This window comes from Paenibacillus sp. J2R1T-4, from assembly GCF_059692235.1.
In genome coordinates this window covers 54,078-79,874 of the sequence record NZ_JCAUBA010000004.1, presented here as the reverse complement: position 1 = coordinate 79,874, position 25,797 = coordinate 54,078, and the positions used below count along the sequence as shown (strand labels likewise).

Below are 25,797 nucleotides of genomic sequence, written 5' to 3'. Positions count from 1 at the left end.
TCTAGCACAATATTTATTTGCCTGACTTGGCCTTATAAGCGGCATTCAATTCATCCATGGACTTGGTCCAGTTCGGATCGGTTGCAAGCTTCGCGGCATAGGCATCCCAGCTCTCAAGAGGCTCTGAACCCAGGATGATTTTAACCTGTAGATCTGTAGTTTTCTTGACGAATTCATTGCGATATTTCGTCCAAGTCTCGGAGTAAAGTCCGAGGGACGGGTTGGATAGGCTGACTTTACTGATTTCATCGATGATCCCTTTGCTGCGATTGTAATAATCAACTGGAATATTCGGCGCAGTCGCATAAATGTATTTGTTATATTTCGTGAAAATTTGTCCAAAAGCCGAAGTGGAGACGATATCCTTCGTTGCTTGCTCGGTCTGGACGTAGAACTCCCCATTCTTCGTGAAATGCACATCCTTGAAGCCGTAAGCGCCCAGCTCATAGCCTTCATCCGAAGCACCGTAGTCGATAAAAGCAAGCAGCTTCTTCAGCTTCGCCTCCGGAACCGTTTTGGGGATAACGAACACCCCGCTGTACCCCGTGCCTTGGCCATTATACTTGGCGCCGCCCGCATTACTTAAGGAAACCAATGGAAGCATATCACCCTTAGGATCTGTTTTGCGGATGCCTTCCGTCAATACCCATGCTGCCGATACCGCTTCGAAGGCAACTCCAGCTTTGCCGCCCATCACCGCTTCTCTTCCTTGAGAATTTTTGAGCGTGGCGAAATCCTTATGGATCAATCCTTCCGCATACGCTTTACGAAGCCATGCGAGCCCTTCCTTGGTAGAGGAATGCGTAGTCATATTCACGAGCTTGCCGCTCTGATCCACCTTCCAGCCGTCATTCGCATTCTGGAATGTGTTCAGAATCGCATTAAAGCTTCCTAGACCGATCCCATCGGACGCTATGTTCCCAGCCATTCCGACCGTATCTGCTTTTCCGTTCCCATCTGGATCATTAACTGTGAATGCTTTCATTACATTATACAAATCATCCATCGTCTGGGGAACCTTTAGATTCAGCTTATCGAGCCAATCCTTCCGCACTGAAAGCATACCAGCATCCAAGCCGCGAACACGCGGAATGGCGTAGATTTTGCCATTCTGGTATCGCGTGTTATCCCAAGCTTCCTTAGGGTACGCTTTCAGATTGGGATAATCGCCGATGTACTTCTCCAAATCCCAGAATGCCCCTTGGGCCGCCATGCTCCTTACGTTCTGGGCGAAGTTATCGCCAATTAGTGTAATGTCCGGAATATCGCCTGAAGCGAGCGTCACGTTGACCTTTTCGTTGTAGCTGTTCGGTGACACCCATGTAATCGTAAGCTTCGTGTTCGTCCGCTTCTCAATCTCTTTGATGACTACATTATCCGGTCCAGGGGGCTCTGCACCATAGAATGTAACCATGATGCTGATCGGGGTTGGCGGTTCCGGTGCCTTCTGTGTGGCCGTCGGACTTGGACTGCTGCTTGTACTGCTGCCCTCGCTTCCATTGTCTTTGCTGCAGCCCGCAAGGACCGAGCCGGTTGCAAGTGTCAAAGCTAACAGAACGACCCACTTCTTCTCGATGACTTTGAATGATGATTTCATCTTGCTTTCCTCCTTTTATTGACCAATCCTATAGTTGTATAATCTCATTCCTTAACAGATCCTACCATAACTCCTTTGGCAAAATGTTTCTGTAGGAATGGGTATACCATCATAATGGGGAGCGATGCGATTAGGACAGCAGCCATCTTGATGGACTGCGGATTCACATATTGTCCTTCCGCCAGCCCTTCTCCCCCTCCTGCGGTCGTGCTGGATTCAATCAGCATTTGTCTCAATACGAGCTGCAGCGGCCATTTATGGAAATCGTTGATGTAGAGCACTGCATTGAAGAACACATTCCAGTACTGGACCGCGAAGAAAAGACCGAAGGTAGCAAGCGCCGGCAAAGACAAGGGCAAAATGATTCGCCACCACACTTGCAGATCATTGCAGCCGTCAATGACAGCGGCTTCCTCCAGACTATCGGAGATGCTGTCGAAGAAGCTTTTCATAAGGAATACATTCCACCCATTGCTAACAGCGGGGAGAATGAGTGCCCACAAGGAATTGATTAACCCTAAGTCACGAATGAGCAAGTAGTGCGGGATGATCCCAGGACTGAACAGAATCGTGAACAAAATCAATAACAGCAACAGCTTCCTGCCCATGAATCGTTTACGGGACAACGCGTAGGCTAAGGCCGAGGTTACCGCTAACCCTAATACCGTTCCCAAAATGGCCACATACAACGTTATACCGATTGAGCGCGGGAATAATGGGGTAGATAGTAAGTACTTATAGTTTTCAAAAGTAAAACCCTTGGGATACAACACGAGCCCGCTATCGTGATAAATCTTCGGGTCGGTGAACGAAACGGCGAATACATAATAGAGCGGAAAGATCATCACTACAGCAAGCAAGGCAAGTATGAATGAATTCGATCGTTCCACCCATTTATCTGAAGAAGCGGTCTGGAGCATGTCCTCCTCCCTCCTAAGCGTTAATATAGACCATCTTGACCGGCGAGCTTAGCGAGCTTATTGGCTGTCAGCACCATGATTAGCCCTACTGCCGATTTGAACAACCCGACTGCTGCGGTATAGCTGAATTCCCCGTTCAGGATGCCGTTCCTGTACACATAGGTGTCGAACACGTCCGCCACATTCGATACGGCTGCGCTGCCCATCAGGAATACTTGCTCGAAGCCGACATCCATGACATCACCCAGCTTCAGGATCAAAAGAATCATAATTACGTTTTTCATCCCGGGAAGGGTAACATGCCAAATTTGCTTCATTCTGCTCGCTCCGTCCATTTTGGCCGCTTCATATAAGGTAGGATCAATACCAGAAATCGCGGCCAGGAAAATAACGGTCCCCCATCCGGCATCCTTCCAAATATTTTGCATGGTCAGCATGAACCAGAACAAATTCGGGGAAGTCAAAAACGGTATTTTCTCGAATCCGAGCAGAACCAGAATCTCATTGATTACACCCTCTGCCTGACCTAACATAATGAAGCTGATCCCGGCAATGATGACCCAGGACAAGAAGTGGGGAAAATAGATCACAGTCTGCACGAATCGTTTGAACACCGTATGCCTCACTTCATTCAGCATTATAGAGATTATGATCGGTGCCGGAAAAAACAGCAGCAGGTTCATGAGGCTAATCGCCATGGTGTTGCGCAGGAGGAGAAAAAAATCAGAATGACTGAAGAAGCGGTTAAAATGCTCCAGCCCAACCCACTCACTGTCTAACACGCCTGCATAGGGCGAGTAATTCTGAAAGGCTATGATCAGCCCCCACATCGGGACATATTTGAACAGGAAAAAAAACAATAAGCCCGGCAGTGCTAACAAATAGAGATAACGATCTCGAATCAGCAAATGAAACCATTTCTTTCGCCTGTCCTTTGGTAGTTGGTGCTTGGTTTTCGTCTGGGCCATCAAACGGTCCATAGCTGCAGTCTCTCCTCTCTCTGGAATCTTGCCATGCTGTAGCTTGAATTCCGTAGTTATAGCCACAATGTACTGGATGAAGGGTTAGTGCGTCTACGGTACTCTTTTGCCCGCATATGCTGGAGGTAATCCCTTGCTGCAGCAGGCTTCCCGAATCCAAACACAACCTCGCTGCAAAAATGTTCACAGTCGTTGCTGCACATTTTTGCATGGAGCCAAGCTTTCGCAATAAAGTGAATGTCTCTGTTAAACTCAACAAGCCAGTGGAATTGTTACTCCTCCTGGCTGGACCGACAGTAGATTGGGATTGTGCTGCGCTTGAATGTAATGGGATTTATCGTATAATCTTGAGTAGTGAACCTTTTATGCAGAATAAAAATGTGAAAACCCAGCGAGGTGATCGATCATGGCTTACGAAGAGTTCAGATGGCGCTGCAGAGACGGCACCTCTATGTTCGCTTGCGAATGGAGTCCTGAAGCGAGGATGGAAGCAAAGGCTGTTATCGGAATTATTCATGGGATGGGTGAGCATACCGGTCGGTATGCACATGTTGCGCAACGTTTCATCGACGAAGGATACATCGTCATGATGTTCGATCAACGCGGACACGGCCGCACAGCCGGACAACGCGGGCACACACCCGACTATGAACAACTGCTTGAGGGGATCGATCTGATGTTAGCTGAAGCCGGACACCGATCTCAAGGTCTTCCCATTTTCTTGTACGGCCATAGCATGGGTGGCAACGTCACCCTCAATTATATTCTAAGGCGCAAACCGCAGATTGCTGGGGCTATTGTAACTGGACCTTGGCTGCAGCTCGCTTTCATGCCGCCGTCACTTCAAGTGTGGCTTGCCCGAATTGTTAACCGTGTCTATCCTTCCTTCTCCAATAATCGGCCTATGAAAGCAGATCATCTAACGTCTGATCCCGAGATGGCACGGCGATACAAGGAAGACAGCTTGAATCACGGGTTCATTACGGCCCGTTTCTATAACAGTGTAGTGAGTGCAGGATTATGGGCCCTGAACCACGCCGATGAATTGAATGTCCCTCTTCTTCTTATGCATGGCGGGAATGACAAGGTTACGTCGATTCATGCCAGTCAACAGTTCGCCGAACGAGCTGGCAGTGACCGATGTATGTTCAAAGAGTGGCCCGACTTTCTTCATGAGCTTCATAATGATACTAATCGTGAAGAAGTGATGTCTGACGCCTTGTACTGGCTCAATCAACAAAGGGCGTCTTCTACGTAGCAGAAGACGCCCCTAAGTTTACGAATATACCTAAATCGGAGGAATAGTTGCACTTGAATACACTCTCATACGGATTGCTTAGCATATTGACTGTAGCTCCGTGCTCCGGATATGACCTTATGTTGAAAATCCATCTGTTCTGGCAAGCCAAGCATAGCCAGATATATCCCCTGCTTGCTGAGCTGGAGAAGGATGGACACGTGCAGTTCGAGCTCGTGGAACAGACCAATAAGCCTGACAAAAAAGTATATTCCATAACAAAAACCGGTGAAGCGGCCGTAAGACAATGGCTTTCCGAACCGACTGCTGACCCCGTTACAAGAGACGAATTTACGCTGAAGCTGTATTGCATTTGGATTAGCGACCCTGACACGGCCAAGAAGCTGCTCGCGGATCGAACCGCTATGTATGAGGCGAAGCTCTCTAAGCTGGAGAACCGAATTGAGCAGCTTCGAGTAATAGTAGGCGGAGATCTGGGAGCGATTACACTCCATTCTCCTTATTTTGGAGCATACACCTTGGTGCAAAGAGGCATTATGTATACCCGTACCAATATAGAGTGGTGCGGGTGGGTTACACGTACATGGTTGAGCTAAGCTTGAGTTTGAGCTTGATGCGTTTGAACGGCTGGCATTTCATCGCAAGAGTTTAGTCAGCTTCTGCACAGCGCTGTCATTCGCAACTGCTGCGAATCGTGACAATAGCTTCTCCTTGGCGTCAGCACGCTCTAAACGGATAAAGGAAGGATACCGACCTTTGCAATAACTGCGCCGGCCTCCTCAAACGTTTCAACCATACTCCATTCCAATCCTTCAGATGACATACGCTCACTCCTTTTTCAACTTAGAATGGTCTAGAAACTGCGATATAACAGCGAACCGTTCTCTGCTTGCAGTTCCTGAACCTGATCGTCTTCATGCATATAGATAACATGAGCAATCGTTTCCGACAAGGCGAAGCGTAGCTGATGAATGGACAGCTTGTCTCCGAACAAGGCTCTACATAACGTGTAGGCGCTTAACGGCTCCTCTCGAAGCAGCTCGAGCATTCGCTCCAACCGTTCTTCGTGATGCCCTGCAATGTCTATCGCTCGATCCGAATACGATGCGAACGGTTCGCGATGCCCCGGATAAGCCATCTTCACATTCATTTGAGCGGTTTGGCGCAAGCTTGCCATATAGGTTCGCAGCGGGTTCGGGTCAAAGCCTGGCAAATAACCAACGTTTGGCGTGATCTGGGGCAACACATGGTCACCGCAGAACATTTCTGCCCTTTCCTCGTCGTAAAAGCTTATATGTCCATCGGCATGGCCGGGAGTATGTAGGGTACGATACAGACGTTCACCAAGTCTGAAGGGTTGGTCCATTTCAATCAAGGATAACTTCGGTTGAGGCGATACTTGAGAGATGAAGCTGCGCATATGCCCGAACATCGGTTCAATCAAGGTCTTGTCCATACCGTGCAAGAGGAATAAGCTCATCAATCGATCGCTCATAGGCAACGCCTCGCCCCATAACTCGATAACTTGTTGCTGTCCTGTAGCCGAAAGATATACTGGTGCTCCGCTGTGCTCTTGGAACCAGCCGCTTAATCCATAGTGATCAGGGTGATGGTGGGTAAGGACGATCTGCTCTATGTCTCCCATACCTATACCAAGCTCTTCCAACGTTTCTAGCCAAATCGCTTCTGAATCCTCTGTATGCAGCCCAGGATCGATAATCGTCCATCCATCTGCTCCGCGCAATGCATAACTGTTCACCCAGCGAAGCGGAAAAGGAAGCGGAACCTTTACCTGCACAAATCCATCGCGAATTACTGTTCTAGTCATTCTCATGATTCAACTTCCTGCCTTTCAAGTCTTACTTGGTGCCTAGCAGAATTAACCTTGGAGAATCGGCAGGTTCGTATGGTTGTCCATCGTAGCCGCCATATACCGCGTCAAGCGTTAGCCCTGTGCGAGTCAGCATCGCTTCGAAATCCCGAAGTCCATACAATCGTACTTGCTCCAGATACTGACGATCCTGCTCGCCTTCTTCCTGGACAACAATCCGCTTACGTACGAATCCGTCTTCAATCGTGCGGCTTTCTTGAATAGTAAGCCCCTCATCGGTTCTTTCCGAATAAGGCACAACACGTGCTTTTATGTATTCCGCATTGAGAAAATCAATTATAAATCGTCCATCTGGTTTCAATACACGCTGTATTCCTTTGAGCACCTGTTCATTCTGCTCCTCACTATCGAAATAACCGAAGGAAGTGAACAAATTTACAACCGCTTGAAAAGATTCATCAGCAAAAGGCAAATGACGCATATCCCCTTGATGCCAATCGATGCGTTGATCCTTGTCCAGTCTGCGCGCTTCATCCAGAAGGACATCAGATAAATCTATACCCGTCACCTTATACCCAGCGTCAGCCAACGCCATGGAATGGCGGCCCATCCCGCAGCATAGATCCAGTACGTTAGCCCCGACAGGGAGATTCAACCACCCCGCCATGCGCTGTACTTCCGCGTAGGCTCCTGCTACGTCCCGGTGTTTATATACAAGCAAATAATCTTTTCCAAAACTTTCCTCATACCAAGCTGTCATCGGTAATCGCCTCCGTCTCTATTTTGCACTATTTGTATCCGGATAAGCAATCTGTTCTTCGTAAATGAACGTGACTCTTACTGAAACATCCTTCCTCCTGGAATCGTATTACATAAGAAGTACATTGTCTTCACTACGGTTTGGGAGGGGATACATGTTGAAATTTCAAGAGGTTAACGAGCAACTGGCAGGCATGAAGATGAAGCTTCGTCAGAAGCACAATTGGCAACAAAGCCTTGAGCAGCTCAATCTTGAATTGAAGCAAGAGTTGCGCAACCGGGACCATTACGAGAAGCAATGGCGAGATGAGCAACAAGACGTGGATCGGCTTACGAGGCTGTCTTTGGGAGCGTTGGTGTATAGCCTGATTGGTAAAAAAGAAGAAAAGCTGTCTAAGGAAAATGAAGAGGTCCTGCTTGCCAAGCTGAAATATGATGAAGTCATAGAAACGATTCATGACTTCGAAGAAGAGATCACGGGTCTGAATCGACAGCTCGCGGATGTTCGTACCATTGAGGCTGACATTGATGATTTGATCCAGCAGAAAAGGCGTATGATTCAGTTCCATTACCCTGAGCTGTCTTATCAAATCCAACAACTCGACGACCGGGAACCCGAGCTTGCCGCGAATAAGATCCAGATCGAGGAAGCCATAGCAGCAGGGGATACTGTTCTCAGGAAGCTGGATCACGCTCAAGAGCTGCTCGAGTCTGCCAAGGGCTGGGGCACATGGGATATGCTTGGAGGCGGGGTCATCTCTACCGCAATCAAACATGATCGGATTGATGAGGCGCGTTCCGCTATACATGCTGCTCAGAGAAGCTTACGTCATTTTGAGAAAGAACTGAAGGATGTGCAGAAGGATGTTTCCATCCGGATCGAAATTAGCGGCTTGTTGACATTTGCCGACTTCTTCTTCGATGGCTTCATTACGGACTGGATCGTGCAAGGCCGCATATCCGAAGCGCTCCATCAAATCGATGAGAGATACTCCTTGATCCAGCGAGTCGTTTCGGATCTGAAGGCAGAGAGCCGCGGCATACAATCAGAGCTCTATGATCTCCGCCACAAGGTGTTAAACTTAATTGAGAATGCTCAGTGATCACTTATGTAAGAAAAACCTATACATTCTGGTATGTGAAAAAAAACCTCCACATTATCGATCCTTTTGAAAGGTCGTTAATGTGGAGGGCTCTTTACATTGTCCGTCTGGATTCGTATCTGGACACGATGGGAGCTCCGTCCCATATCACCTCGGTCCTAGAAAGACGCTTTTTTACTCCTTCTTCTTCAAGAAGCAAGTAAAAATTTTTGGTCGGCAAGCGGCCTAGATCGTGCTTAGCGCTTAGCTTATCTAAGTAAGGACGCATTTGATCGGTTTCAGCAGAAAGATTATCTCCAGTCGATGAAGAGAACGCGTACAAGACAGAGGCAACCGGGACACGTTTCACTTGATACAATTCAGAAACTCGCAGAAAAAAGTCCCAGTCCCAATAATGATAAATATCTTCATCAAAGGTCCCGATCACCTTATGGATCTGCTTTCGATACAAGCAGCCTGACGGTATAAACGTGGAAAATTCCCTCATACCTTGTAAATCTAACTCGTAGGCAAACAATAACCTGCTTTTTGGTATCCGGGTATTGCCTCGTGTATCGTAATCGACAATCTCGGCATCACAGTATACGAGATCGCATGGTACCTTGTTTATTTCCTCCAGCATTCTCTTCATGTGATCGGGCAACAATAAATCGTCATCATCACACAGTAGGATATAAGTACCCTTTGCCCATTCCAGAGCCGCATTTCGAGCTCGGCAATGCTTGCCATTAATAGGCTGATTAATAATGGTAATATTCAGTTCTGGATATAAATTCTTAACCCAATCAATCGAATCCCCGGCATCATTAACAATAATACATTCAAAGTCGATAAACGACTGCCTTAACAAACATTCAATCATCTCGCATAAAGCTACTGGCCGATTATATGTAGGTGTAATAACAGATATTAGAGGCTCTATCCAACGACTAGAGCATTGAAATAGATCTCTGAGAGTTTCTTTTTTTTGAGCTAACGGCTCTTTACTGCCATTCCATTCGGGATCATTCTCAATAAGTGTCAGGATGTACAAGGATTTAATAATGGATAACCGAACAAATTCATCGTCTGACAAGGATAAATCCTTTTTCCCGCTTAGGTCGATCAGGAAATGGATGCGTTCCATCGAAAATCCAGATTCGACTAAGATTTTCACCCAAATCTCCTTACGCTCCTGAACAAGAATGAATAAATCATCCATCTAATCATCTCCCCAAATTAGTTCAATTAGTTGTAGCTCCGCATGGATGATCATTAGATTATTATACCAGATTTCATAGCTTTAAAAGCTTGTTACATGTAAATAACGCATCAAAAAAGCCTCCTCTGTACTCCACTCAGGAAGTGCAGATGAAAGGCTTTTCCGCTTAAACCGACACGTCAGATCTTTAATTCCCCAAGCTTAATAAGCTCATAAAGGAAAAACCACCTTACTGTGAGGTGGTTAAATGAACTATAGTTATCTGTAGTGATACAATATCTACGACTTCAATTTATATCGAGCAAGCCATCAATACATTGCCATCTAGGTCCTTAAAGTGAATCACATCCTGATTCCTATGTACAATTTCTATTCCGAGTTTGGTTAGGAATTGGAAAGCAGCATCGTAATCAGGTGCGGTTAAACTAAAAATAGGCTCAGATGAAGGATTTACCTCATCTCTTTTCGTCAAAAAAATATTCGAACAATGACTCTCCCCTAAACCAAAAATATGAATATTTTCTCTAGTTTTCTCGGGAATGGGTAAACTCAACAATTTGCAGTACCATTCAACTGATTTCTTTATGTCCGTTACATAGACGAAAACTGCAGGAACAATTGGTTTAATCGGCGTTGCAATAACTTGCTCTCCCATCTAAATTCCCTCCTCAACAATTGATTTTGTTACCTAAGTCAAGACAGTCTTTACCTTATTTTACCACGTTGTTGGGAAAAATGATTATTATTTCTTGAATATTTAGCTAAAGCAACAAATTAATACATCAAAAAAGCCTCCTCTGTACTCCACTCAGGAAGTGCAGATGAAAGGCTTTTCCGCTTAAACCGACACGTCAGATCTTTAATTCCCCAAGCTTGATAAGCTCGACAACCGCTTGTGAACGACCTTTTACATTTAATTTCTGCATGACATTCGAGATATGATTGCGCACAGTCTTTTCACTAATGAACAGCTGCTGAGCGATATCCTTAGTCGTTTTGTCCTGCACAAGCAGTTCGAAGACTTCGCGTTCGCGATTGGTTAATAAAAACTTGTTCTTATGGTCGCTACCTTTCAATAGTGCCACCCCTCCTTGCTTGGGCTTTGTATGTTACAAGGTAAAGGGATACAGTCAGTGTATTTTATGAAAGGGGCGCCCTCTTGGTGCGGAGTCTAGGAAAAATGGGCGTGATATTATTCATCTTGTTAAAAAAAATAGGAATAAACTCAAACACGACATCAATCTTCAAGTAAACTCCTGTCTTTGACGATGCAATTCCCTGAATTTTTTATACGAAACAATCCGCCATGGCACAATATATCCAACCGCCACAACCATGAATAAAGCCATCTGTGTCTCTTGCTCCACGTCTCCCATGTAATCCCTCATGAACAGTCTGATTATTACAATAGCGATAAAAGCCACGATGAAGCCTGCATTCTTCTTCGCATAAATGTGCTGGTCTTCACGGAGTTCATAATTCGTCGTCCAGATGAGCGGAATAGACAGTAAAGCGCCCAGACCGAGCGCCGCCACCCACTCCCACAGGTAAGCATGAACATTCGGATTCAGAACCAGGATTACCATAAACGGAAGCAGGAAGAAGATTGGAACCAATAAATGTTTGCCTGAACCATTCATAGGACGATAAGTGCTTCTGGTTCTCCTCCAGATCACAAAAGCAAGAACAGCTGCAACCATAGCGTAAGCCGAGATGTTCACCGAATCTACCCCCGTGGAATGTAAAGATCAATAGTGATACAATCCCTTCATATGTATGTTCGGACATCATTGTGCAGACATCACAATTAATTGGACGATCGTCCCCTTTATTAGTAAGGAAACCCATCCGGGTACACCGGTGGTCGTTGAGCTCCGTTTCATTGAAATTCAACAAGTTAATTGCAAGAAAGCAACTAATTTCAATCCTTGCTCAAAACTAGCATACTATAATTGCCAAAAAGCAACTAATCTCCCGCAATAGGACCACCAACTCTACTTTTACCTCCACTAATTGCTTTGCTGCAACTAAATTGCCCCATACCACCCTGTTCACTCGAATTAATTGCTTTTCTGCAACTAAGATCACCCACAGCATGATTATCAGTTATACGTTTACCGATTTGTTGCCAGTACGGAACGTAAGAAAGACACCTTATCTAAAGGTGTCTTTCTGGACGAGAGAGAGTAATTTACCTGCTCTTTATCAACAACTGCACTGCTTCTGAAACAACTTTACTGGTGTCTCCACCAGCTTCTATTTCATCAAGGATACATTGTTCTAAATTTTTCGCAACGATATAGGCTATGGCTTTGTCTGCTGCGCTTCGTATGGCGGAGATTTGAGCGACTACGTCTTTACAGTGCTTTTCTTCCTCCATCATATTTAATACTCCGCGCACTTGACCTTCCAGTCTCCGCATGCGGTTTTTCAAGTCGTCATCATAACGCATTATATGTTCAACCTCCTATTACCTACACCCGTATACGTATTATTATGACCTAAAAAGGGTGCCTTCACAATATCGCTTAGATAAACAGGTTCACTCTCGCTTCAGTTGCATCACCCAGATAAGCCCCGACCCCTGCGTACTCGATACCATCCAGCAGCTCTTCTTTTTGCAGACCGAGCAAATCCATTGTCATGGTGCAGGCAACCAGTTTGACACCTTGCTCCCTAGCTAATTCAATCAATTGAGGAAGGGAAAGTACATTATGTTTTTTCATGACATGTTTGATCATTTTGGGCCCCATTCCTCCAAAATTCATTTTGGAAAGTCCCATTTTGTTAACGCCTCGAGGCATCATCTTCCCGAACATTTTTTCTAAAAAGCCTTTTTTAGCAGGAACGGATTCATCTTTACGAAGGGCATTTAGTCCCCAGAACGTGAAGAAAATGGTTACTTCGTGATCGTAAGCAGCGGCTCCGTTTGCAATAATAAAGGCAGCTATCGCTTTGTCCATTTCACCGCTAAATAGCACAATGGTGGACTTCTCTTTCTCCGACATCTGATTCACTCCTTAATTTTTATACGTATACCTGTATGGGTATTAACTATTCAAAAAAAATATCAAACCAAATCTTAATGACAGTTGCGACGATCAGCAAAGATAAGAACCATTGCAACGACTTTGTATTCAGCTTTTTGCTAATTATTGCCCCAATGGGAGCTGCAAGTGTACTTGCGATAATCATCACAATAGAAGGGACTAAGAGCATATGCCCGCCCATGAGTTTCCCTGTCGTTGAACCAATGGATGCGATGAACGTAATCGCCAAGGAAGAAGCAATTGCAACACGAGTTGGGATTTTGAGAATTACAAGCATAACTGGAACCGTAATGAACGCTCCCGCCGCACCTACTATTCCAGATACGATTCCGATGATTCCGGCAAGAACAGCAGCTAAGCTCTTGTTAAAGGTGACCGATGTGAAGTCATCAAGCTCTTTATTGTTTTTCGGCATAAACATCATGACAGCGGCAATAAAGGCAAGTACACCATAGACATTGTTGATTGCTGCATCCGGTAAAAATTTGGATCCATAGCCCCCAATGAAGCTCCCAACAATAATGGACGACCCCATATAGATGACAAGTGATTGATTAATGTATCCGCCCTTTCGAAAAGCAATCATGCCGGCTAATGTCGCAAAAAACACCTGAACGGCACTGATCGCGGATACTTCTTGAGCAGTAAAAGCTGCAAACCCAAGGGCTGGCGGGATGTAAAGAAGCATGGGATACTTAATGATCGACCCTCCGATCCCCACCATGCCTGATATAAGGGAACCGATAAAGCCAATTGCAAACAAAATCATAATGAAGGATATATCCATTCGAAATGCCTCCTGTCGAGCGGATTATTACCCCTTCTGAATCCGGAAGGTAAACACTCCACTTTCTTCTTTGCTTTCCATAAGCTTATGCCCTTTGGATTTTGTCCACGCGGTGATATCGGTCTGGGATCCTTTATCCGTTGCTTGAACTTCCAGGATATCCCCAGATTGGAGTTCATCCATCGCTTTTTTGGTGCGCACAATCGGCATTGGGCAAGCAAGACCTTTGGCATCCACAATTTGTTTAATATTCATGTTCATTCCTCCATATTGGTATTCATTTATCCGTGAACGGCACAGCGATTCGGACCCATCTCCATGTCGCGCTGTTCTTCTTGGGAGGGGTTCAATTTCCCCATGTTGGTTTGCCGGATTTCTTGATACGCATTCGGCTGTGGCGGAAGATTATTCGTAACCAAAGCTCGAAATGTACCCTCGTTCTTAACGTTAAGTCCTGCATTGACTTTGTATAAATCTCCCAAGCGTGCAGATACGGAGCCATGAGAACTGAGTTCAGTCATGTTGGCAAAATGGGCAGGCAATACGATTAAATCTTCGTTGAGCTCTTTATATGTCGTATACAGGGTCGTTCTGAGGTCCCCAACCCAATCTTCTGCTTTTCCGGCAAGATCGGGGCGCCCAATCGATTCCACAAATAGAATGTCGCCCGTAAGAAGGTACTTATCATCCACGATTAGGGTTGTGCTGCCAATCGTGTGACCAGGTGAATGGAGCGGAGTTACTTTGACGGTTGTTCCGCCGACAGAAATTTCTTTTCCTGCTTCCAGCGGGCAGTAATTGAAGTTAACCTCTTCTGCGTCCTTTGGAGGTAACCAGTACGTACCGCTAACTTTCTTAGCTAACTCTCGGCCTCCAGATAGATGATCAGCATGCAGATGCGTATCGATAAGATGTTTGATAGTAATGTTGTTATTGTCAGCAAACCTTGTGTAGGCGGAAATCATGCGGGCGGGATCAACAAGGATGGCTTCTCCATTCGAGACAATCATGTAGGACAAACATCCTTTGCCAATCCGAACAAATTGGTACAGGGCGCCGCCGCCTTGAATGTCAGCCACTTTCAAGGGTTCCAAGTGTTCGCTCCATGCTTTCATGCCACCTGCAAGATAGGAAACATTGCTTTTGCCTTGTTCAAGTAATTGTTCCGCAACGAATATCGATGAGCCTTCTTTTGCGCAAACGACCAGGACAGGTTGATCATCGGGAATTTGCTCCAGAATGCCGTCGATACCATCAAGCAAATCAAAATAAGGGATATTGATGATCTGAACGTGATTACCTTCGATTTTCCAAGTATTAAAATCTTCTTCATTCCGGACATCCAGAATAAATAAGGGCATATTTCCGAGAATGTGTTGGGTTACCTGAGCTGCAGTCATCGGACTAACCTTTGTCATATCAATCACTCCTCCCTCATGATAGGGCCGATCCATTCGGACATACCCGGAGTAACATTTGTTACTTTTGCAAAGCCTAAATCTGATAATCGCTGAGCAGTCATATCGCTTCGACTACCCGTGCGGCAAATCACATAAATACTTTTAATCGGATCTAGTTCAGGTGTCCGGTTCGCCAAATCTCCAAAGGGGATGCACAACGCTCCTGGGATATGACCAAATGCATATTCAGCGGGTTCGCGAACATCAAGAAGGATAGAATGATTAGCGAAACCCGGTTGCTCTAATAAGGAACTTAGCTCATCGTTGGTCATCGTAATAGGGTGCTTTTGCTCAGCTTTAATGTCAGAGGGATTCGCTTTTCTTACATAATGGTGAATCACATTTCCAACAATCCTATTCCCCAAATAAGCATGTCCTGTTCTGGTTGACCAGCTCTGTAGATCGGCGATGGATCCTTTGTCAGTGGCTTGTACTTCCAGTACATGACCTTCTGTCAGCTCTTCCATCATCTTTTTTGTTTTAACTATAGGCATTGGGCAAGCCAATCCTTTGGCGTCTAGCGTTTTATCTACTTGAATGCTCATTTTTATATTGACCTCCCTCAACGATATCTCCGTTCCATTCCAACATACCGCCAACTAAATTGTTTATATGGTTGAATCCCAGGAAAGATAAGTGGTCACACGCTCTCGTACTGCGATTGCCGCTTCGGCATATTAGAATAAGCCTGCTTTCTCGGTTAAGCTCTGTAACGCGATTTGTAAATTCGCTAAGCGGGATATTTAGTGCCTGGGGGATATGACCTTCAAGGAATTCCTCCTTTTCCCTAACATCAATAAGCCTAACATCAGGTTCGTTAGCCAGATTGTTTACAGAATCTTGGTCAATGTTCTTCCAATTGTGTATCATGGTTCAAAGCCCTCCTTGTATACCCACCGGGGTATGTTGTGAACTAAAAATAATATACCCTATGGGGTATATTAAAGTAAACTGGGAATATAATACATGATTTATGTCCCAAACAAAAAAACGCCCCTCTCGGGACGGTTTTTATATCATTCCTGCTATTCCTATTTCAGAAAATCCTCTCGCATCGGAGTGAAAAAATCTATAAGCACAGATCCATCTTCCAACGAAAGCACCCCATGTACGATGTCCGGCTCCACCATATAACCGTCACCCTTGACGAGTATCTTCTTCTCTCCATCGATCGTCACTTCAAAAGATCCGGCGGCTACATAAGCAGATTGACGATGAGGGTGGTGATGAAGGACCCCAACGACCCCTTTGGCGAATTTCACTTCCGTAACCATCATTTGCTCGGTATACCCGAGGATGCGGCGCTCCAATCCAGGTTCCAATGTTTCAAAAGCTATTTGTGACGCTTGTAAAAACATATCGGCTAGCTCCTCTGCTATGTAATCCTTTTCTTTTGATAGTATAACATCCGTTGGGGAATAATTGTACGGAGAAAGGCAGGATGCCTAATAAAAGCACAACCTGCCCTTGAATAAACACAAATACCTTTTATGGAGCCATTGGCGCAATGGGTGCTTGATTAGTTCCGTGCATTCCGCTATCCGGGATGTTCTCCGCATTATTGTACGATTCGTTCGTCCCGTAGGAGGCGTTACTCGGGAACATCTGCATCATCGACTTATTGAACTCTGACAATAAGCCAGATACAGGCTTGCCTTGACTAAGCTGCTCGCTGTATTGCTGGAACCGGCTAATCAAATCCGGATTGGCCGATACATACACGTTCTTCACTTGTGGATGGGTTGTATGGACCTTATCTGCGATCTGGGTCTTCAGATGGCCCGTCTCCAGGTTATGGCCTTCCCTCACCTTAACGGCCACATAAGCGTTATTGTCTGAAGTCATTACACTGGCCCACTCGATTGGTTCCATCGTTGTAAGCTGCTCAGCAACCTCCCGATTTTCCTGCAATCGATTGTTGTTGTGATTGTTGTTGGCCGACTTGTAATCACTCCATCGGTTCACACCATCCTGATCATACCCGGTAAACCCATTGTCTCTTCTCATGCCGAGACGTTTGTCGCTCGCATCACGGAAGAGATTAGGGTCTGCGCCGCGATATCGATCGTTCCCCAAGCGAAGGTCACCCGCTTTGTTGTTAAGCATCCTTGTTCTCATGCCGTCGTTAGCGCCTGAGCCGTCTCTTGTCGGAACTCCGCAACCTACGGTGCCAATTACCATCGTTGAAGCCAGAATTGCGAGCAGCGCAGTCTTTTTACCTGCTTTTATCAAATTAGCCATCCTCCATTTTTGAATGAATTATGATAAGGACGATCGACCTTAGGATGCACCTAATGACGGTCTCCTCATTCATTCAACCGTAGTCGGATCGCTGGCAGGAGTGTATGGATTTGCTTGGTATCAGAATTACGTTACAGCAACCCTTTGCAATACATAACTGTCAAGATGCTATAAAAGTCTAAGCTGCCGTTATCTGGCATATTGTTTCAATTGACACCGAGCTATAATAGAAAAAACTCCCCGACCAACGATCGAGGAGCAGTTCTCGCGTAAAGTTGCAAGACTTAGAGCATTCCACTATCTCCATTTGAAAGAAACAAAAACTTGTGAAGGTTCAAACACAACGTCACGAATGGCCACTAAGGATGGAAGCTCCTTATCCAATGGAATCAGCACTGGATCTACTTGATAACGGCTTAAGGGCAAGTTCCATGGTCCTACATTGGTCATCACATGTTCAACCCGCAAGTTAGGCGATTCCCATTTGACCAGGAAATCCAGTGAAGCCTCTGCACGGATCAGATTGTTCAATAGCAGTTGCACATGTGCGGTCATCATTTGCCCGCGTTGCTCCAAGCGCGCTCCTTCAATCTGCACGTTGGGCGGCAGCGACTGTTCCGCTAATTCACGTTTCATCAGATTGTTCATGTCCGCTTCCGTAAGACGTAATTCCAGGCTGCGTCTGACGACCATATCCTTGATTTTCTCTGAAATAGAGATTTGCTGGTAGGACATATCCATCGTTTCCTTAGGTCTGATCGACCAAAGAACATAGGCTGCGAATAACAGCACGATTATGATTAACACTCCAAGTGCAATTAATAGTTTTTTGATCATCTCGCATCTCTCCCATGAGACCCGTTGCCTTTATTGTGTCGGTGTATCCGGCCCTTGCTCCTTTTTAGCCTTGAGCCATTTGGGTGCACCCTTGTTTTTCTTGTCGCGTTCACGTTGGCGATCTTTGCTGCGCGCGGAGTTCAAAGCAGCTTTTTGCTCAGCGGCGGCGGAATCCTGTATAGAGCTAACGCTTGCGCCAGTACTACTCTGCGATTTGCGCGTCGGCAGATCAGAATTGGAAGCTTGTCGCGAGTCAGGATTGGAATTTCTTCGCTCCATGGAGTTGAACGATTCTCTTCCTGGAGGCTTCGCTCTGCTCGCTGTAGCCTCCCGACTTATTCTAGCCGATGAGCTGCTGTTCGACCTCAATTGCTCTGGACGCAACAGCTTGCCTTCGGATAACACTCTCCGTTGAATCTGAATTCCGAGCTGCTCTTCGAACTTTCGCAGAATGAACGCTTCACGATTCGTGATAATAGAGATTGCCACTCCGCTCTTACCCATTCGCCCTGTTCGCCCGACGCGATGTACATAGTGGTCTGCATCAGGTGCTGGATCTAGATGGAACACATGGGTAATATCAGCAATGTCTAACCCCCGTGCTGCTACATCAGTTGCAATGAGCAGACGGATCTTGCCTTCTCTGAAGCGCCCTAGAACCTTCGTTCTTTCTTGCTTAGGGGCATCCCCATAGAGGGCAGCAACAGGAATATTAGCGAATTCAAGCTTGGAGACAAGCTCAGCGATCGGTTCAATCTCATTCAAGAACACAAGCGCCGATTTGGGCTGGAGGGTGCGGTACAACCGCCGCAACCACTCCACTTTGTCTCTCTCTTCACATTCAACGAATAAATGCTCAATCGTTTCTGCTGTGCGATGTTCAGGTTGTACGGCAATGACAGCAGGATCACTCATCCAACGATCAGCGATCCGTTGCACATCGGGTGTAACGGTCGCGCTGAAGAAGGCAATTTGACGGTCACGAAGGGCACTCTTGAATATTTGTTTGACATCTTCGATTGTACTCATGGAGACAAGCTGATCCGCTTCATCCGCTACAATCGTCCGTACTTCATGCATCTTCAGCTTACGAGCTTTAATAAGCTCCACGACTCTGCCTGGTGTACCCACTACGATATGCGGATGAAGACGCAGCTTTTCAATCTGCCTTCCAATAGCTGCACCTCCGATAAGCGCTTGAGACCTAATGTTAAGGGGAGCGCCATATCGCTCCATCTCACCAACAATTTGCACGCATAGCTCGCGAGTTGGAGCAATGACCAAGGCCTGTGTATCCTTGGATGCTGCATCCAGGCGATTCAGAATCGGCAGTAGATAGGCTAACGTCTTCCCGGAGCCCGTCTGTGATTGGGCAATGATATCCTTGCCTTGCATAATTAGGGGGATTGCTTCTGATTGAATCTGAGATGGGCTGTCAATGCCCTTTAATGTTAATGCTTCTAGCAGCTCCGAACGGAGCTCCAGCTGTTGAAAACTTGTACTCATTAGGAACAGAACCTCTTTTCTTCTACATTTCCTTATGTAGGCGCAGTATGCTTCTGTTCCCTACTATAGCATACAATGAGAGAAACCCAAATAATCCCGCCTCAATTAGGAATACAGAAAACCTGACCATTGAACGGGTCAGGTTTTCACGGGAGCGAGCCTTAATTATTTGCCATTATACCCGGCTTTGGCTAACATCGATCGGATAACATCGAAGTCGTGCTGCAGCCTCTCAACCGGATGGAATGGAGCATGACATTCCATGGTGATCCAATCGGAATAACCAATTTCCACTAAGGTGTTGAACAGCGGCTGATGATCCGCTCCGCCTTCCCCTAAGCGGCATTGCAGGAACTTCTCTTTGCCGAGATGGGTAATATTCTCGAAAGTGCCAGGAGCTCCAACTTCATCGACACGAAGCTCATCCTTAACATGGACATGAAACATACGGCTTCCTAGACCCAGTACCGAATCCCGGCCATAATCGGTATCCGTAATGTACATGTTGCCCGCATCGTGAATCATACCTACATTGTCATTCTGAATCAGGTTCAAGAGGCGGTGACTGCTTTCGACGGTCTCTGCTATAGATACGTTGTGTATCTCCAGCACGATCTTAACACCCTGCTTCTTCGCCTCGGCCGCGCAACGATCGATCCAATAAGCTGACTTGGCGTAATGATAATCTTGCGCCAGAAACGCGTTCGGTCCTCCAGGACCCACTCGGATCATGGAAGATCCAAGCTCGCCCGCTGTTTGCAGCACTCGCTGGAAATCAGCAAATGACTGCTCGGCTTCCTTATCACTCGCGGTAGAGAACCCTCCCATATAACCGGCTAGCACAGGGATCTCAAGTCCAAGTCCATCTGCGACCTGGCGAATCTCCTTGATGCGAATAGCGCTTGTAGCAGGAGATAAATGCGGTTCTCGAACTGCGATTTCAAGCCCATCCATCCCAAGCTCGCTCGTCAGACGTAACGCTTCCTGAATGCTATAATCGATTAAAACTCCACTGAAAGCCGCGAATTTCATGATTCAATCTCCTTAACCTTGAAGAGGGTAGATGTTAGAAAAGCAGCATTATTTGTTGCGCTCATATACAAGGGAACCAGCTTTATAAGTTTCCTGAAGCTCCACTCTGTCGCCGTCCCAATCGAAAAGCGTAAGGTCTGCCGGAGCCCCGACAGCAAGTCCTGAACGGGCTTGCAGCCCCATAAGCTCGGCTGGCCGTATGGATGACATATCCCAGGCTTCACTTAAGCTTGCCAGTCCGCGACGAATCACATGCTCAATCCCCCACAGCAGCATCTGGGCCGAGCCAGCCAGAACCTTCTCGTTGGCGGCCGTATGCAGCCTGCCCTCAGGTGTTAACACGACATTCCCGCCAACATGAGTGGAATATTCTCCTGCCGGAAGACCGCTCAGATAGACGGCGTCACTGACCAGAATGGCTTTGTTGCCCTTCACTCGCATCGCAACCTTGATCAGTTGCTCTGGTATATGAAAGCCGTCTGCAATGAGACAACACCATAGATTATCTTGCGCAAGCTGCTCCCACAAGTAGTTAGGATGTCTTGGCATCATCAGATGAGCCCCATTACCATAATGGGTCGACATGGTCGCTCCTGCTTCAACTGCAGCACGAATCTGTTCCGGAGTCGCAGCAGTATGGCCAATGGAGACCGTTACGCCGTTCTCCACACATTTCTTGATGAAAGCGATGCTCGAATCCCATTCGGGAGATATCGTAATAATCTTGATCAGACCCTGGGCTGCTTCTTGCCAACGCAAGAAAATATTCCAGTCTGGAGCTTGTACATATTGTCTGTCGTGTGCTCCGCGAGCCCCGTCTTCCGGTGAGATGAAAGGGCCCTCTACATGGATCCCAGCGATTGTCTGCCGGCAGAGCTCGTCTTTCTGACACACTTGAGCGATAGTACGCACAGCTTCCTCGATGCCTTCCACACTGTTCGTAATGACGGTTGGATAGTACGCCGTTACTCCCTCACGGAATAATTCACGCGTTACTTGCTCTACAATCCCGTTTGCAAAAGGAATCGTGTTGAAATCCAACCCGTTGTAACCATTAATTTGTAAATCCACCAAGCCCGGACCGATTCTGCGGGCATTTGCTCGATCAATAGAAGGATCTCGCTCGATCTGACTGATTATTCCGTTCTCAATGACAACTCGTATTGGATGACCTGTTGAATAGTGAATCCCATTTAAAACAACCGATCCGCTCATAACTGCCTCCTTAACGTTTACGAAACCTTTTACCTCATTACGATCCGTAGGAATCCCGATCCACATAAAGCGTGCAATCAGCATGTTGTCGCAAGATGGTTGAAGGACATTCCGTAGACACAGAGCCATTCAATGTGCGAATGACTGCCGCGCGCTTCGTCGGTCCAGGTACCATACAGTACAAGTGCGCACCTGACATCATAGTCGGGATAGTCAATGTCAGTGCATGCGTTGGGACATCGTCAAAGGTTGGGAAGCAACCGTCATTGACTTGCTGCTGTCTGCACGCATCGTCGAGTTCCACCGCTTTGATGGGAAATGGATCATTGAAATCTGCCACAGGCGGATCATTAAAGGCAATATGCCCATTCTCACCTATACCAAGACAGACGATATCAATTGGTTTTTCTTGAATCAGTGCGCCATACCGTTTGCATTCCTCTTCGATCGTTGTGGAGCTGTCGATTAGATTCACTTGCCCTGGCTTAACCTTATCAAAGAGCTTCTCACATAGGAAACGGCTGAATTTCTGCGGAGCATCGTTAGGCAGACCAATGTATTCATCCATATGGAACACGGATATGCGGGACCAGTCAATCGCAGGATCAGCTCCTAACGTCGTTAGAAACTCATTCTGCGAAGGTGCCGCTGCGAAGATGATTCGAATAGAATCCTTCTCGCTCAGGAGCCGTTTAATCGTTGCTGCTGCCGCAGCACCTGCTGCAGCGCCAAGCTGCTTACGATCAGAGTAAACGTTCACTTGAAGACCATCGACTGACTCTGAAAGAATAGGTTGTGCTTGAAGTGGCATGGTGGTTTCTTCCTTCCTCATCTGATCAATTGTTTGAACCCTTTTTCAATTTCATCCTGCAAGGCGCTATCGAATACAGCTGGAAGCATGAATAACGGAAAAGAATCCCTGCCTTCATAACCGCCCTCCCCAACTTGCTTAGCAGACGGAACATAACCGATCATCCCGTTGCTGTACCCGAGTGGAAGTACGGTGCCGCCAGACATTTGTTTAATGATGGACCCGTACTCTAATACCATTTCTCCATCCATAGCTAAGAAGGACAAACCTTCCGCTATGTCAATTCGAGTTAGTTGAAGCGGAATGGCCGGTTGCAGCAATTGCGGGTTTTGCTTCAGCTTGACTGCCCATTCTGCGTGAATCCCTGAGCCTGATTGTGCGGTTGCAGCGACTTCATCCAAGGTTGGCAACGAATCGAATGGCAGCTTCACTTCAACTTTACTTCCGCCGATTTGACCTTCTTCAACTGGAATTAGGGGGCCGCCAAGCACAGCTAAAACTTCATCTCCCAATATACGGCCAGAACGCAGAACATCCTCATTTGTGCCGCTGTAGAAGGCGCCGTCTTTGTGGAGAGCAGGCCGAGTATCCCCGCAGCAGCCTTGCAGAAATGATGCAACAGCACCTCCGCCAACGGCTTGTTCCACCTGCTCCATCGCTACTCCTGAGTAATCAGAATTGACTAAGTTCGCATTCGTTGTTGTTGGATGACAAGTATAATGCGTCAGGATCGCTTTTGTTCTGCCAGAGTCTGTAGTGAACCGAACTACATTTACATCCGTATCCAATGCGCCTTCTGGATTCGGAACCATCACGATCTTGCCATCCACCCACTTGCGCCGATGGATACCGATCTGACAAGTTCCAGTCCCGCGTTCGGCAATGACAGGTTCTATGGATTGCACTGCCTCTTCGACCGCCTGTAGCAATAGCTCCTCTAGCTTCTCGATGTAATCATTGTCCGGTAAACCAAGCGTATCGATAAAAGCCGTTGTCGTCTGCGGTCCCCCATGCGTATGAGAAGCATTCAGAATGACGTGCTCCTCGCGAATTCCGAAGCGCTCGAACAGCTTCTTATAAATGCCTTCCATACGCTCCGGTCCCCACCATATGATATCTGCTTGAGCAAGCAGGACCAAACGATCTTCGCCTGCGATTGTCTGTCGGAACACGTTGGCCCTCAAATACAGACGGTTGCTGATCCCTTCATGAATACCCTTACGTACTCCAAAGCCCGCCAAAGGGACTGGAACATCAGGCGTAACATCAACTTTGGCAGCTCCCATGTAGAGATGGCTCATTTCTATGCCTCCAATAGTATTGGTTTGCCTTGCTGGGATGAAGCGTATATGGACTCTACCAGCTGTACGGCGCGATAGCCGTCCAGTCCTGTTACTACGGGCGTTTTTCCTGTTTCTATGGATTGTATTACATCCAGGAATTGAAGCTTGTGATTGACGTATGAGATGGCCTTAGGATCGGATACCCCGCCGCCGCCGACTGCTGGTGTACCGAAGTCAGGCTCAGCAACGCCTGGAACAGTCCAATGCGTAATCGAGGTTCCTTCCAGCTTAATGGAACCTTTCTCCCCATATAGATTCAACGTCGCTTGGAAGCCTGGCTGAATACTGGTCGAGGCCATAATCGTGCCTAGAGCTCCATTCTGGAATTGCAGAATCGCCAGTCCAATATCTTCCGCTTCCATCTCATGAGTCTGAGTAGCTACCTTCCCGATGACGGATGCAAGCGGACCTCCGAACCATAACAGCAGATCAATCGAATGAATACCTTGATTCATCAAGGCACCGCCGTCCTCGGCCAACGTTCCGCGCCAATCAGCGCTATCGTAATACTCTTGCGTGCGATAGAACGGCAACGAAATCTCGACTAGCAGCAATCTTCCAAGAGCCCCGTCATCCAGAACTTGGCGAATGGCCTGATGCTGCGCTTCGAACCTTCTCTGTGAAATAACAGAGAGAGTAACTCCGCAATCCTTAGCCGTGCTCATAAGCTCAGCTACTTCCACCGCTTTCATAGCAGCCGGTTTCTCTACCACGAGATGTTTGCCAGCACGCAGCACTTCAAGACCGATCTTATAATGACTTCCGCTTGAAGTCGTCACGGACACGATGTCCACATTTGGATCCTTGAGCATCTCTGTGTAATCGGTATACCAAGCGCAGCCTTGTTGTTCCGCAACCGAGCGTGCCTTCTCCTCGCTGCGGCTTGAAACGGCCGTGACCTTTGCTTTGTCAATTTCGCTAAGAGCTTTTATATGAAAATCTGCAATCGAACCGCAACCAATAATCCCGATTCCCCACGTTTTCAATGATTAAACCTCCTTTACTAGTGCACGTATTGCATCTAATGTCATCCTTGTCCCTGTCATCTGCGTTCCGCCAGCTGGGACGTAGTGAGTCTCAATTGTAAACAGTCCTTGATAGCCGTCTGCTGCCAGTGCCTTGAGCTGTGCAATAATGGCTACATTACCGGAACCGACCGGGACGCAGCGGGATGTTCCGTCCTCACGCACGTAAGCATCCTTCAGATGTACATGAGTTAATATATCTTTCATTTCATTATATCCTTTAGGGAACGCTTCACGGCCGCCGTAGGCTTCATTACCCGGATCCCATAATCCTCTTACGGAAGCGGAATCCACACCTCTGACAATCGCCCCGACTTCATCAGCGAAGCCGCCATTACAAGCAGGCTCATTTTCTAACAGAAGAACAACCCCTGCCTGCCCGGCAATTTCACCTGCTCGCTTCAGATGAGTAATGATTTCCTCCTGGTAACGTTCAGGCTCTTGCTCTCTCCAGAAGGAGAATATACGAATTTGCTTTGTTTTAAGAATTTTTGCGATTGCTATAACTCGATTAAGCTTATCGAAGTGCGCTTCAACGTTTTCTTCCTTCTGTCCAAATACATCACCAGAGGCGACTTGTCGGGAAGGATCTAGCGCGCATTTAAAGAGAGGCGAGGCGATAGCCGATATGAACAAGCCTTTAGCTTCCACCTTACGCAGAACCTCCAATACGCCCTCATCCGACATGTTGGAGATATTCGTGCCATCCACCATCCGCACTTCCACATGTTTTAACCCTTGCTCAGCAATCCAATCCAATGCTTCGTCGAAACGAGCAGAAACTTCATCTGTTAAAACACCTAGTCTATCAAGTACCATAATGACTCTCTCCTTCTATACC

General features: G+C 46.8%; 29 protein-coding genes. 3 read left to right on the top strand and 26 right to left on the bottom strand.

The window, feature by feature from the left end:
• Window positions 1-13: 13 nt before the first annotated feature.
• The 3 genes from AC58QD_RS09265 to AC58QD_RS09255 are packed head-to-tail and all read right to left on the bottom strand — an operon-like array spanning window position 14 to window position 3,497.
• Window positions 14-1,597, bottom strand: a complete 1,584-nt coding sequence (locus AC58QD_RS09265; RefSeq protein WP_497332344.1) for an extracellular solute-binding protein — start codon at window positions 1,595-1,597, stop codon at window positions 14-16.
• A 44-nt stretch (window positions 1,598-1,641) separates the two neighbouring features.
• The gene (locus tag AC58QD_RS09260) at window positions 1,642-2,517 is read right to left on the bottom strand and encodes a carbohydrate ABC transporter permease (protein WP_497332342.1); all 876 of its coding nucleotides are present in this window, start codon (window positions 2,515-2,517) and stop codon (window positions 1,642-1,644) included.
• 20 nt (window positions 2,518-2,537) lie between these two features.
• Window positions 2,538-3,497, bottom strand: coding sequence for an ABC transporter permease (locus AC58QD_RS09255; protein WP_497332340.1), 960 nt, complete (start codon window positions 3,495-3,497; stop codon window positions 2,538-2,540).
• A 406-nt stretch (window positions 3,498-3,903) separates the two neighbouring features.
• Between AC58QD_RS09255 and AC58QD_RS09250 the strand changes: the two genes are divergently transcribed.
• Window positions 3,904-4,755 carry an alpha/beta hydrolase gene (locus AC58QD_RS09250; RefSeq protein ID WP_497332338.1) on the top strand — a complete coding sequence of 284 codons (852 nt, stop codon included), beginning with the start codon at window positions 3,904-3,906 and terminating at the stop codon, window positions 4,753-4,755.
• Window positions 4,756-4,808: 53 nt separating this feature from the next.
• Complete coding sequence (locus AC58QD_RS09245) at window positions 4,809-5,351, top strand: PadR family transcriptional regulator (protein WP_497332336.1); 543 nt, start codon at window positions 4,809-4,811, stop codon at window positions 5,349-5,351.
• A 257-nt stretch (window positions 5,352-5,608) separates the two neighbouring features.
• Here the strand turns inward: AC58QD_RS09245 and AC58QD_RS09240 are convergent, their stop codons facing one another.
• Window positions 5,609-6,589 (bottom strand): MBL fold metallo-hydrolase, encoded by a 981-nt coding sequence (locus AC58QD_RS09240; protein ID WP_497332335.1) that lies wholly within the window; start codon window positions 6,587-6,589, stop codon window positions 5,609-5,611.
• A 25-nt stretch (window positions 6,590-6,614) separates the two neighbouring features.
• Entirely contained in the window at window positions 6,615-7,346 is a 732-nt protein-coding gene (locus AC58QD_RS09235; protein WP_497332333.1) for a class I SAM-dependent methyltransferase, read from the bottom strand.
• 154 nt (window positions 7,347-7,500) lie between these two features.
• Here AC58QD_RS09235 and AC58QD_RS09230 point away from each other — a divergent pair, with 154 nt between their 5' ends.
• Window positions 7,501-8,448 (top strand): hypothetical protein, encoded by a 948-nt coding sequence (locus AC58QD_RS09230; RefSeq protein ID WP_497332331.1) that lies wholly within the window; start codon window positions 7,501-7,503, stop codon window positions 8,446-8,448.
• Between the two features lie 94 nt (window positions 8,449-8,542).
• Here AC58QD_RS09230 and AC58QD_RS09225 read toward each other — a convergent pair whose 3' ends face one another.
• The 21 genes from AC58QD_RS09225 to AC58QD_RS09125 all read right to left on the bottom strand — a co-directional run bounded on the left by AC58QD_RS09225 (window position 8,543) and on the right by AC58QD_RS09125 (window position 25,775).
• Window positions 8,543-9,649 (bottom strand): glycosyltransferase family 2 protein, encoded by a 1,107-nt coding sequence (locus AC58QD_RS09225; RefSeq protein ID WP_497332329.1) that lies wholly within the window; start codon window positions 9,647-9,649, stop codon window positions 8,543-8,545.
• A gap of 292 nt (window positions 9,650-9,941) precedes the next feature.
• Window positions 9,942-10,304: a VOC family protein gene (locus tag AC58QD_RS09220; RefSeq protein WP_497332327.1), complete on the bottom strand. Its 363-nt coding sequence runs from the start codon at window positions 10,302-10,304 to the stop codon at window positions 9,942-9,944.
• A 196-nt stretch (window positions 10,305-10,500) separates the two neighbouring features.
• Entirely contained in the window at window positions 10,501-10,725 is a 225-nt protein-coding gene (locus tag AC58QD_RS09215) for a helix-turn-helix domain-containing protein (protein WP_009672290.1), read from the bottom strand.
• 168 nt (window positions 10,726-10,893) lie between these two features.
• Window positions 10,894-11,370, bottom strand: coding sequence for a CcdC protein domain-containing protein (locus AC58QD_RS09210; RefSeq protein ID WP_497332325.1), 477 nt, complete (start codon window positions 11,368-11,370; stop codon window positions 10,894-10,896).
• Between the two features lie 470 nt (window positions 11,371-11,840).
• A complete protein-coding gene (locus AC58QD_RS09205) occupies window positions 11,841-12,101 on the bottom strand; it encodes a metal-sensitive transcriptional regulator (RefSeq protein ID WP_497332323.1) in 261 nt (86 codons plus the stop codon).
• A gap of 76 nt (window positions 12,102-12,177) precedes the next feature.
• Window positions 12,178-12,657 carry a DsrE/DsrF/DrsH-like family protein gene (locus AC58QD_RS09200; RefSeq protein WP_497332321.1) on the bottom strand — a complete coding sequence of 160 codons (480 nt, stop codon included), beginning with the start codon at window positions 12,655-12,657 and terminating at the stop codon, window positions 12,178-12,180.
• Window positions 12,658-12,703: 46 nt separating this feature from the next.
• Window positions 12,704-13,486: a sulfite exporter TauE/SafE family protein gene (locus AC58QD_RS09195; RefSeq protein WP_497332319.1), complete on the bottom strand. Its 783-nt coding sequence runs from the start codon at window positions 13,484-13,486 to the stop codon at window positions 12,704-12,706.
• 27 nt (window positions 13,487-13,513) lie between these two features.
• Window positions 13,514-13,741: a sulfurtransferase TusA family protein gene (locus AC58QD_RS09190; RefSeq protein WP_497332317.1), complete on the bottom strand. Its 228-nt coding sequence runs from the start codon at window positions 13,739-13,741 to the stop codon at window positions 13,514-13,516.
• Window positions 13,742-13,767: 26 nt separating this feature from the next.
• On the bottom strand, window positions 13,768-14,904 hold the full coding sequence (locus AC58QD_RS09185; protein ID WP_497332315.1) for an MBL fold metallo-hydrolase: 1,137 nt from the start codon (window positions 14,902-14,904) through the stop codon (window positions 13,768-13,770).
• 5 nt (window positions 14,905-14,909) lie between these two features.
• A complete protein-coding gene (locus tag AC58QD_RS09180; RefSeq protein ID WP_497332313.1) occupies window positions 14,910-15,491 on the bottom strand; it encodes a sulfurtransferase TusA family protein in 582 nt (193 codons plus the stop codon).
• The gene (locus AC58QD_RS09175) at window positions 15,472-15,816 is read right to left on the bottom strand and encodes a rhodanese-like domain-containing protein (protein WP_497332311.1); all 345 of its coding nucleotides are present in this window, start codon (window positions 15,814-15,816) and stop codon (window positions 15,472-15,474) included. Before AC58QD_RS09175 ends, AC58QD_RS09180 begins: the two co-directional genes overlap by 20 nt.
• A gap of 161 nt (window positions 15,817-15,977) precedes the next feature.
• Window positions 15,978-16,304, bottom strand: a complete 327-nt coding sequence (locus tag AC58QD_RS09170; RefSeq protein WP_497332309.1) for a cupin domain-containing protein — start codon at window positions 16,302-16,304, stop codon at window positions 15,978-15,980.
• A 130-nt stretch (window positions 16,305-16,434) separates the two neighbouring features.
• Window positions 16,435-17,187 carry a YhcN/YlaJ family sporulation lipoprotein gene (locus AC58QD_RS09165; RefSeq protein ID WP_497332307.1) on the bottom strand — a complete coding sequence of 251 codons (753 nt, stop codon included), beginning with the start codon at window positions 17,185-17,187 and terminating at the stop codon, window positions 16,435-16,437.
• 297 nt (window positions 17,188-17,484) lie between these two features.
• Complete coding sequence (locus AC58QD_RS09160) at window positions 17,485-18,024, bottom strand: hypothetical protein (protein ID WP_497332305.1); 540 nt, start codon at window positions 18,022-18,024, stop codon at window positions 17,485-17,487.
• A gap of 30 nt (window positions 18,025-18,054) precedes the next feature.
• Complete coding sequence (locus tag AC58QD_RS09155) at window positions 18,055-19,530, bottom strand: DEAD/DEAH box helicase (RefSeq protein ID WP_497332303.1); 1,476 nt, start codon at window positions 19,528-19,530, stop codon at window positions 18,055-18,057.
• A gap of 165 nt (window positions 19,531-19,695) precedes the next feature.
• A complete protein-coding gene (locus tag AC58QD_RS09150; RefSeq protein ID WP_497332301.1) occupies window positions 19,696-20,562 on the bottom strand; it encodes a sugar phosphate isomerase/epimerase family protein in 867 nt (288 codons plus the stop codon).
• A gap of 48 nt (window positions 20,563-20,610) precedes the next feature.
• A complete protein-coding gene (gene nagA / locus AC58QD_RS09145; RefSeq protein ID WP_497332299.1) occupies window positions 20,611-21,777 on the bottom strand; it encodes an N-acetylglucosamine-6-phosphate deacetylase in 1,167 nt (388 codons plus the stop codon).
• Window positions 21,778-21,814: 37 nt separating this feature from the next.
• A complete protein-coding gene (locus AC58QD_RS09140; protein ID WP_497332297.1) occupies window positions 21,815-22,588 on the bottom strand; it encodes a glucosamine-6-phosphate deaminase in 774 nt (257 codons plus the stop codon).
• 17 nt (window positions 22,589-22,605) lie between these two features.
• Window positions 22,606-23,889: a neutral/alkaline non-lysosomal ceramidase N-terminal domain-containing protein gene (locus tag AC58QD_RS09135; protein ID WP_497332295.1), complete on the bottom strand. Its 1,284-nt coding sequence runs from the start codon at window positions 23,887-23,889 to the stop codon at window positions 22,606-22,608.
• A 2-nt stretch (window positions 23,890-23,891) separates the two neighbouring features.
• A complete protein-coding gene (locus AC58QD_RS09130) occupies window positions 23,892-24,917 on the bottom strand; it encodes a Gfo/Idh/MocA family protein (protein ID WP_497332293.1) in 1,026 nt (341 codons plus the stop codon).
• A 3-nt stretch (window positions 24,918-24,920) separates the two neighbouring features.
• Window positions 24,921-25,775, bottom strand: a complete 855-nt coding sequence (locus AC58QD_RS09125) for a sugar phosphate isomerase/epimerase family protein (protein WP_497332291.1) — start codon at window positions 25,773-25,775, stop codon at window positions 24,921-24,923.
• Window positions 25,776-25,797: the final 22 nt, after the last annotated feature.

Coding starts and splice junctions, on each gene's coding strand:
- AC58QD_RS09265 (WP_497332344.1), bottom strand. CDS start 1,597: ATGAAATCATCATTCAAAGTCATCGAGAAGAAGTGGGTCGTTCTGTTA.
- AC58QD_RS09260 (WP_497332342.1), bottom strand. CDS start 2,517: ATGCTCCAGACCGCTTCTTCAGATAAATGGGTGGAACGATCGAATTCA.
- AC58QD_RS09255 (WP_497332340.1), bottom strand. CDS start 3,497: ATGGACCGTTTGATGGCCCAGACGAAAACCAAGCACCAACTACCAAAG.
- AC58QD_RS09250 (WP_497332338.1), top strand. CDS start 3,904: ATGGCTTACGAAGAGTTCAGATGGCGCTGCAGAGACGGCACCTCTATG.
- AC58QD_RS09240 (WP_497332335.1), bottom strand. CDS start 6,589: ATGAGAATGACTAGAACAGTAATTCGCGATGGATTTGTGCAGGTAAAG.
- AC58QD_RS09235 (WP_497332333.1), bottom strand. CDS start 7,346: ATGACAGCTTGGTATGAGGAAAGTTTTGGAAAAGATTATTTGCTTGTA.
- AC58QD_RS09230 (WP_497332331.1), top strand. CDS start 7,501: ATGTTGAAATTTCAAGAGGTTAACGAGCAACTGGCAGGCATGAAGATG.
- AC58QD_RS09225 (WP_497332329.1), bottom strand. CDS start 9,649: ATGGATGATTTATTCATTCTTGTTCAGGAGCGTAAGGAGATTTGGGTG.
- AC58QD_RS09220 (WP_497332327.1), bottom strand. CDS start 10,304: ATGGGAGAGCAAGTTATTGCAACGCCGATTAAACCAATTGTTCCTGCA.
- AC58QD_RS09205 (WP_497332323.1), bottom strand. CDS start 12,101: ATGCGTTATGATGACGACTTGAAAAACCGCATGCGGAGACTGGAAGGT.
- AC58QD_RS09200 (WP_497332321.1), bottom strand. CDS start 12,657: ATGTCGGAGAAAGAGAAGTCCACCATTGTGCTATTTAGCGGTGAAATG.
- AC58QD_RS09195 (WP_497332319.1), bottom strand. CDS start 13,486: ATGGATATATCCTTCATTATGATTTTGTTTGCAATTGGCTTTATCGGT.
- AC58QD_RS09190 (WP_497332317.1), bottom strand. CDS start 13,741: ATGAATATTAAACAAATTGTGGATGCCAAAGGTCTTGCTTGCCCAATG.
- AC58QD_RS09185 (WP_497332315.1), bottom strand. CDS start 14,904: ATGACAAAGGTTAGTCCGATGACTGCAGCTCAGGTAACCCAACACATT.
- AC58QD_RS09180 (WP_497332313.1), bottom strand. CDS start 15,491: ATGAGCATTCAAGTAGATAAAACGCTAGACGCCAAAGGATTGGCTTGC.
- AC58QD_RS09175 (WP_497332311.1), bottom strand. CDS start 15,816: ATGATACACAATTGGAAGAACATTGACCAAGATTCTGTAAACAATCTG.
- AC58QD_RS09170 (WP_497332309.1), bottom strand. CDS start 16,304: ATGTTTTTACAAGCGTCACAAATAGCTTTTGAAACATTGGAACCTGGA.
- AC58QD_RS09165 (WP_497332307.1), bottom strand. CDS start 17,187: ATGGCTAATTTGATAAAAGCAGGTAAAAAGACTGCGCTGCTCGCAATT.
- AC58QD_RS09160 (WP_497332305.1), bottom strand. CDS start 18,024: ATGATCAAAAAACTATTAATTGCACTTGGAGTGTTAATCATAATCGTG.
- AC58QD_RS09155 (WP_497332303.1), bottom strand. CDS start 19,530: ATGAGTACAAGTTTTCAACAGCTGGAGCTCCGTTCGGAGCTGCTAGAA.
- AC58QD_RS09150 (WP_497332301.1), bottom strand. CDS start 20,562: ATGAAATTCGCGGCTTTCAGTGGAGTTTTAATCGATTATAGCATTCAG.
- nagA (WP_497332299.1), bottom strand. CDS start 21,777: ATGAGCGGATCGGTTGTTTTAAATGGGATTCACTATTCAACAGGTCAT.
- AC58QD_RS09140 (WP_497332297.1), bottom strand. CDS start 22,588: ATGCCACTTCAAGCACAACCTATTCTTTCAGAGTCAGTCGATGGTCTT.
- AC58QD_RS09135 (WP_497332295.1), bottom strand. CDS start 23,889: ATGAGCCATCTCTACATGGGAGCTGCCAAAGTTGATGTTACGCCTGAT.
- AC58QD_RS09125 (WP_497332291.1), bottom strand. CDS start 25,775: ATGGTACTTGATAGACTAGGTGTTTTAACAGATGAAGTTTCTGCTCGT.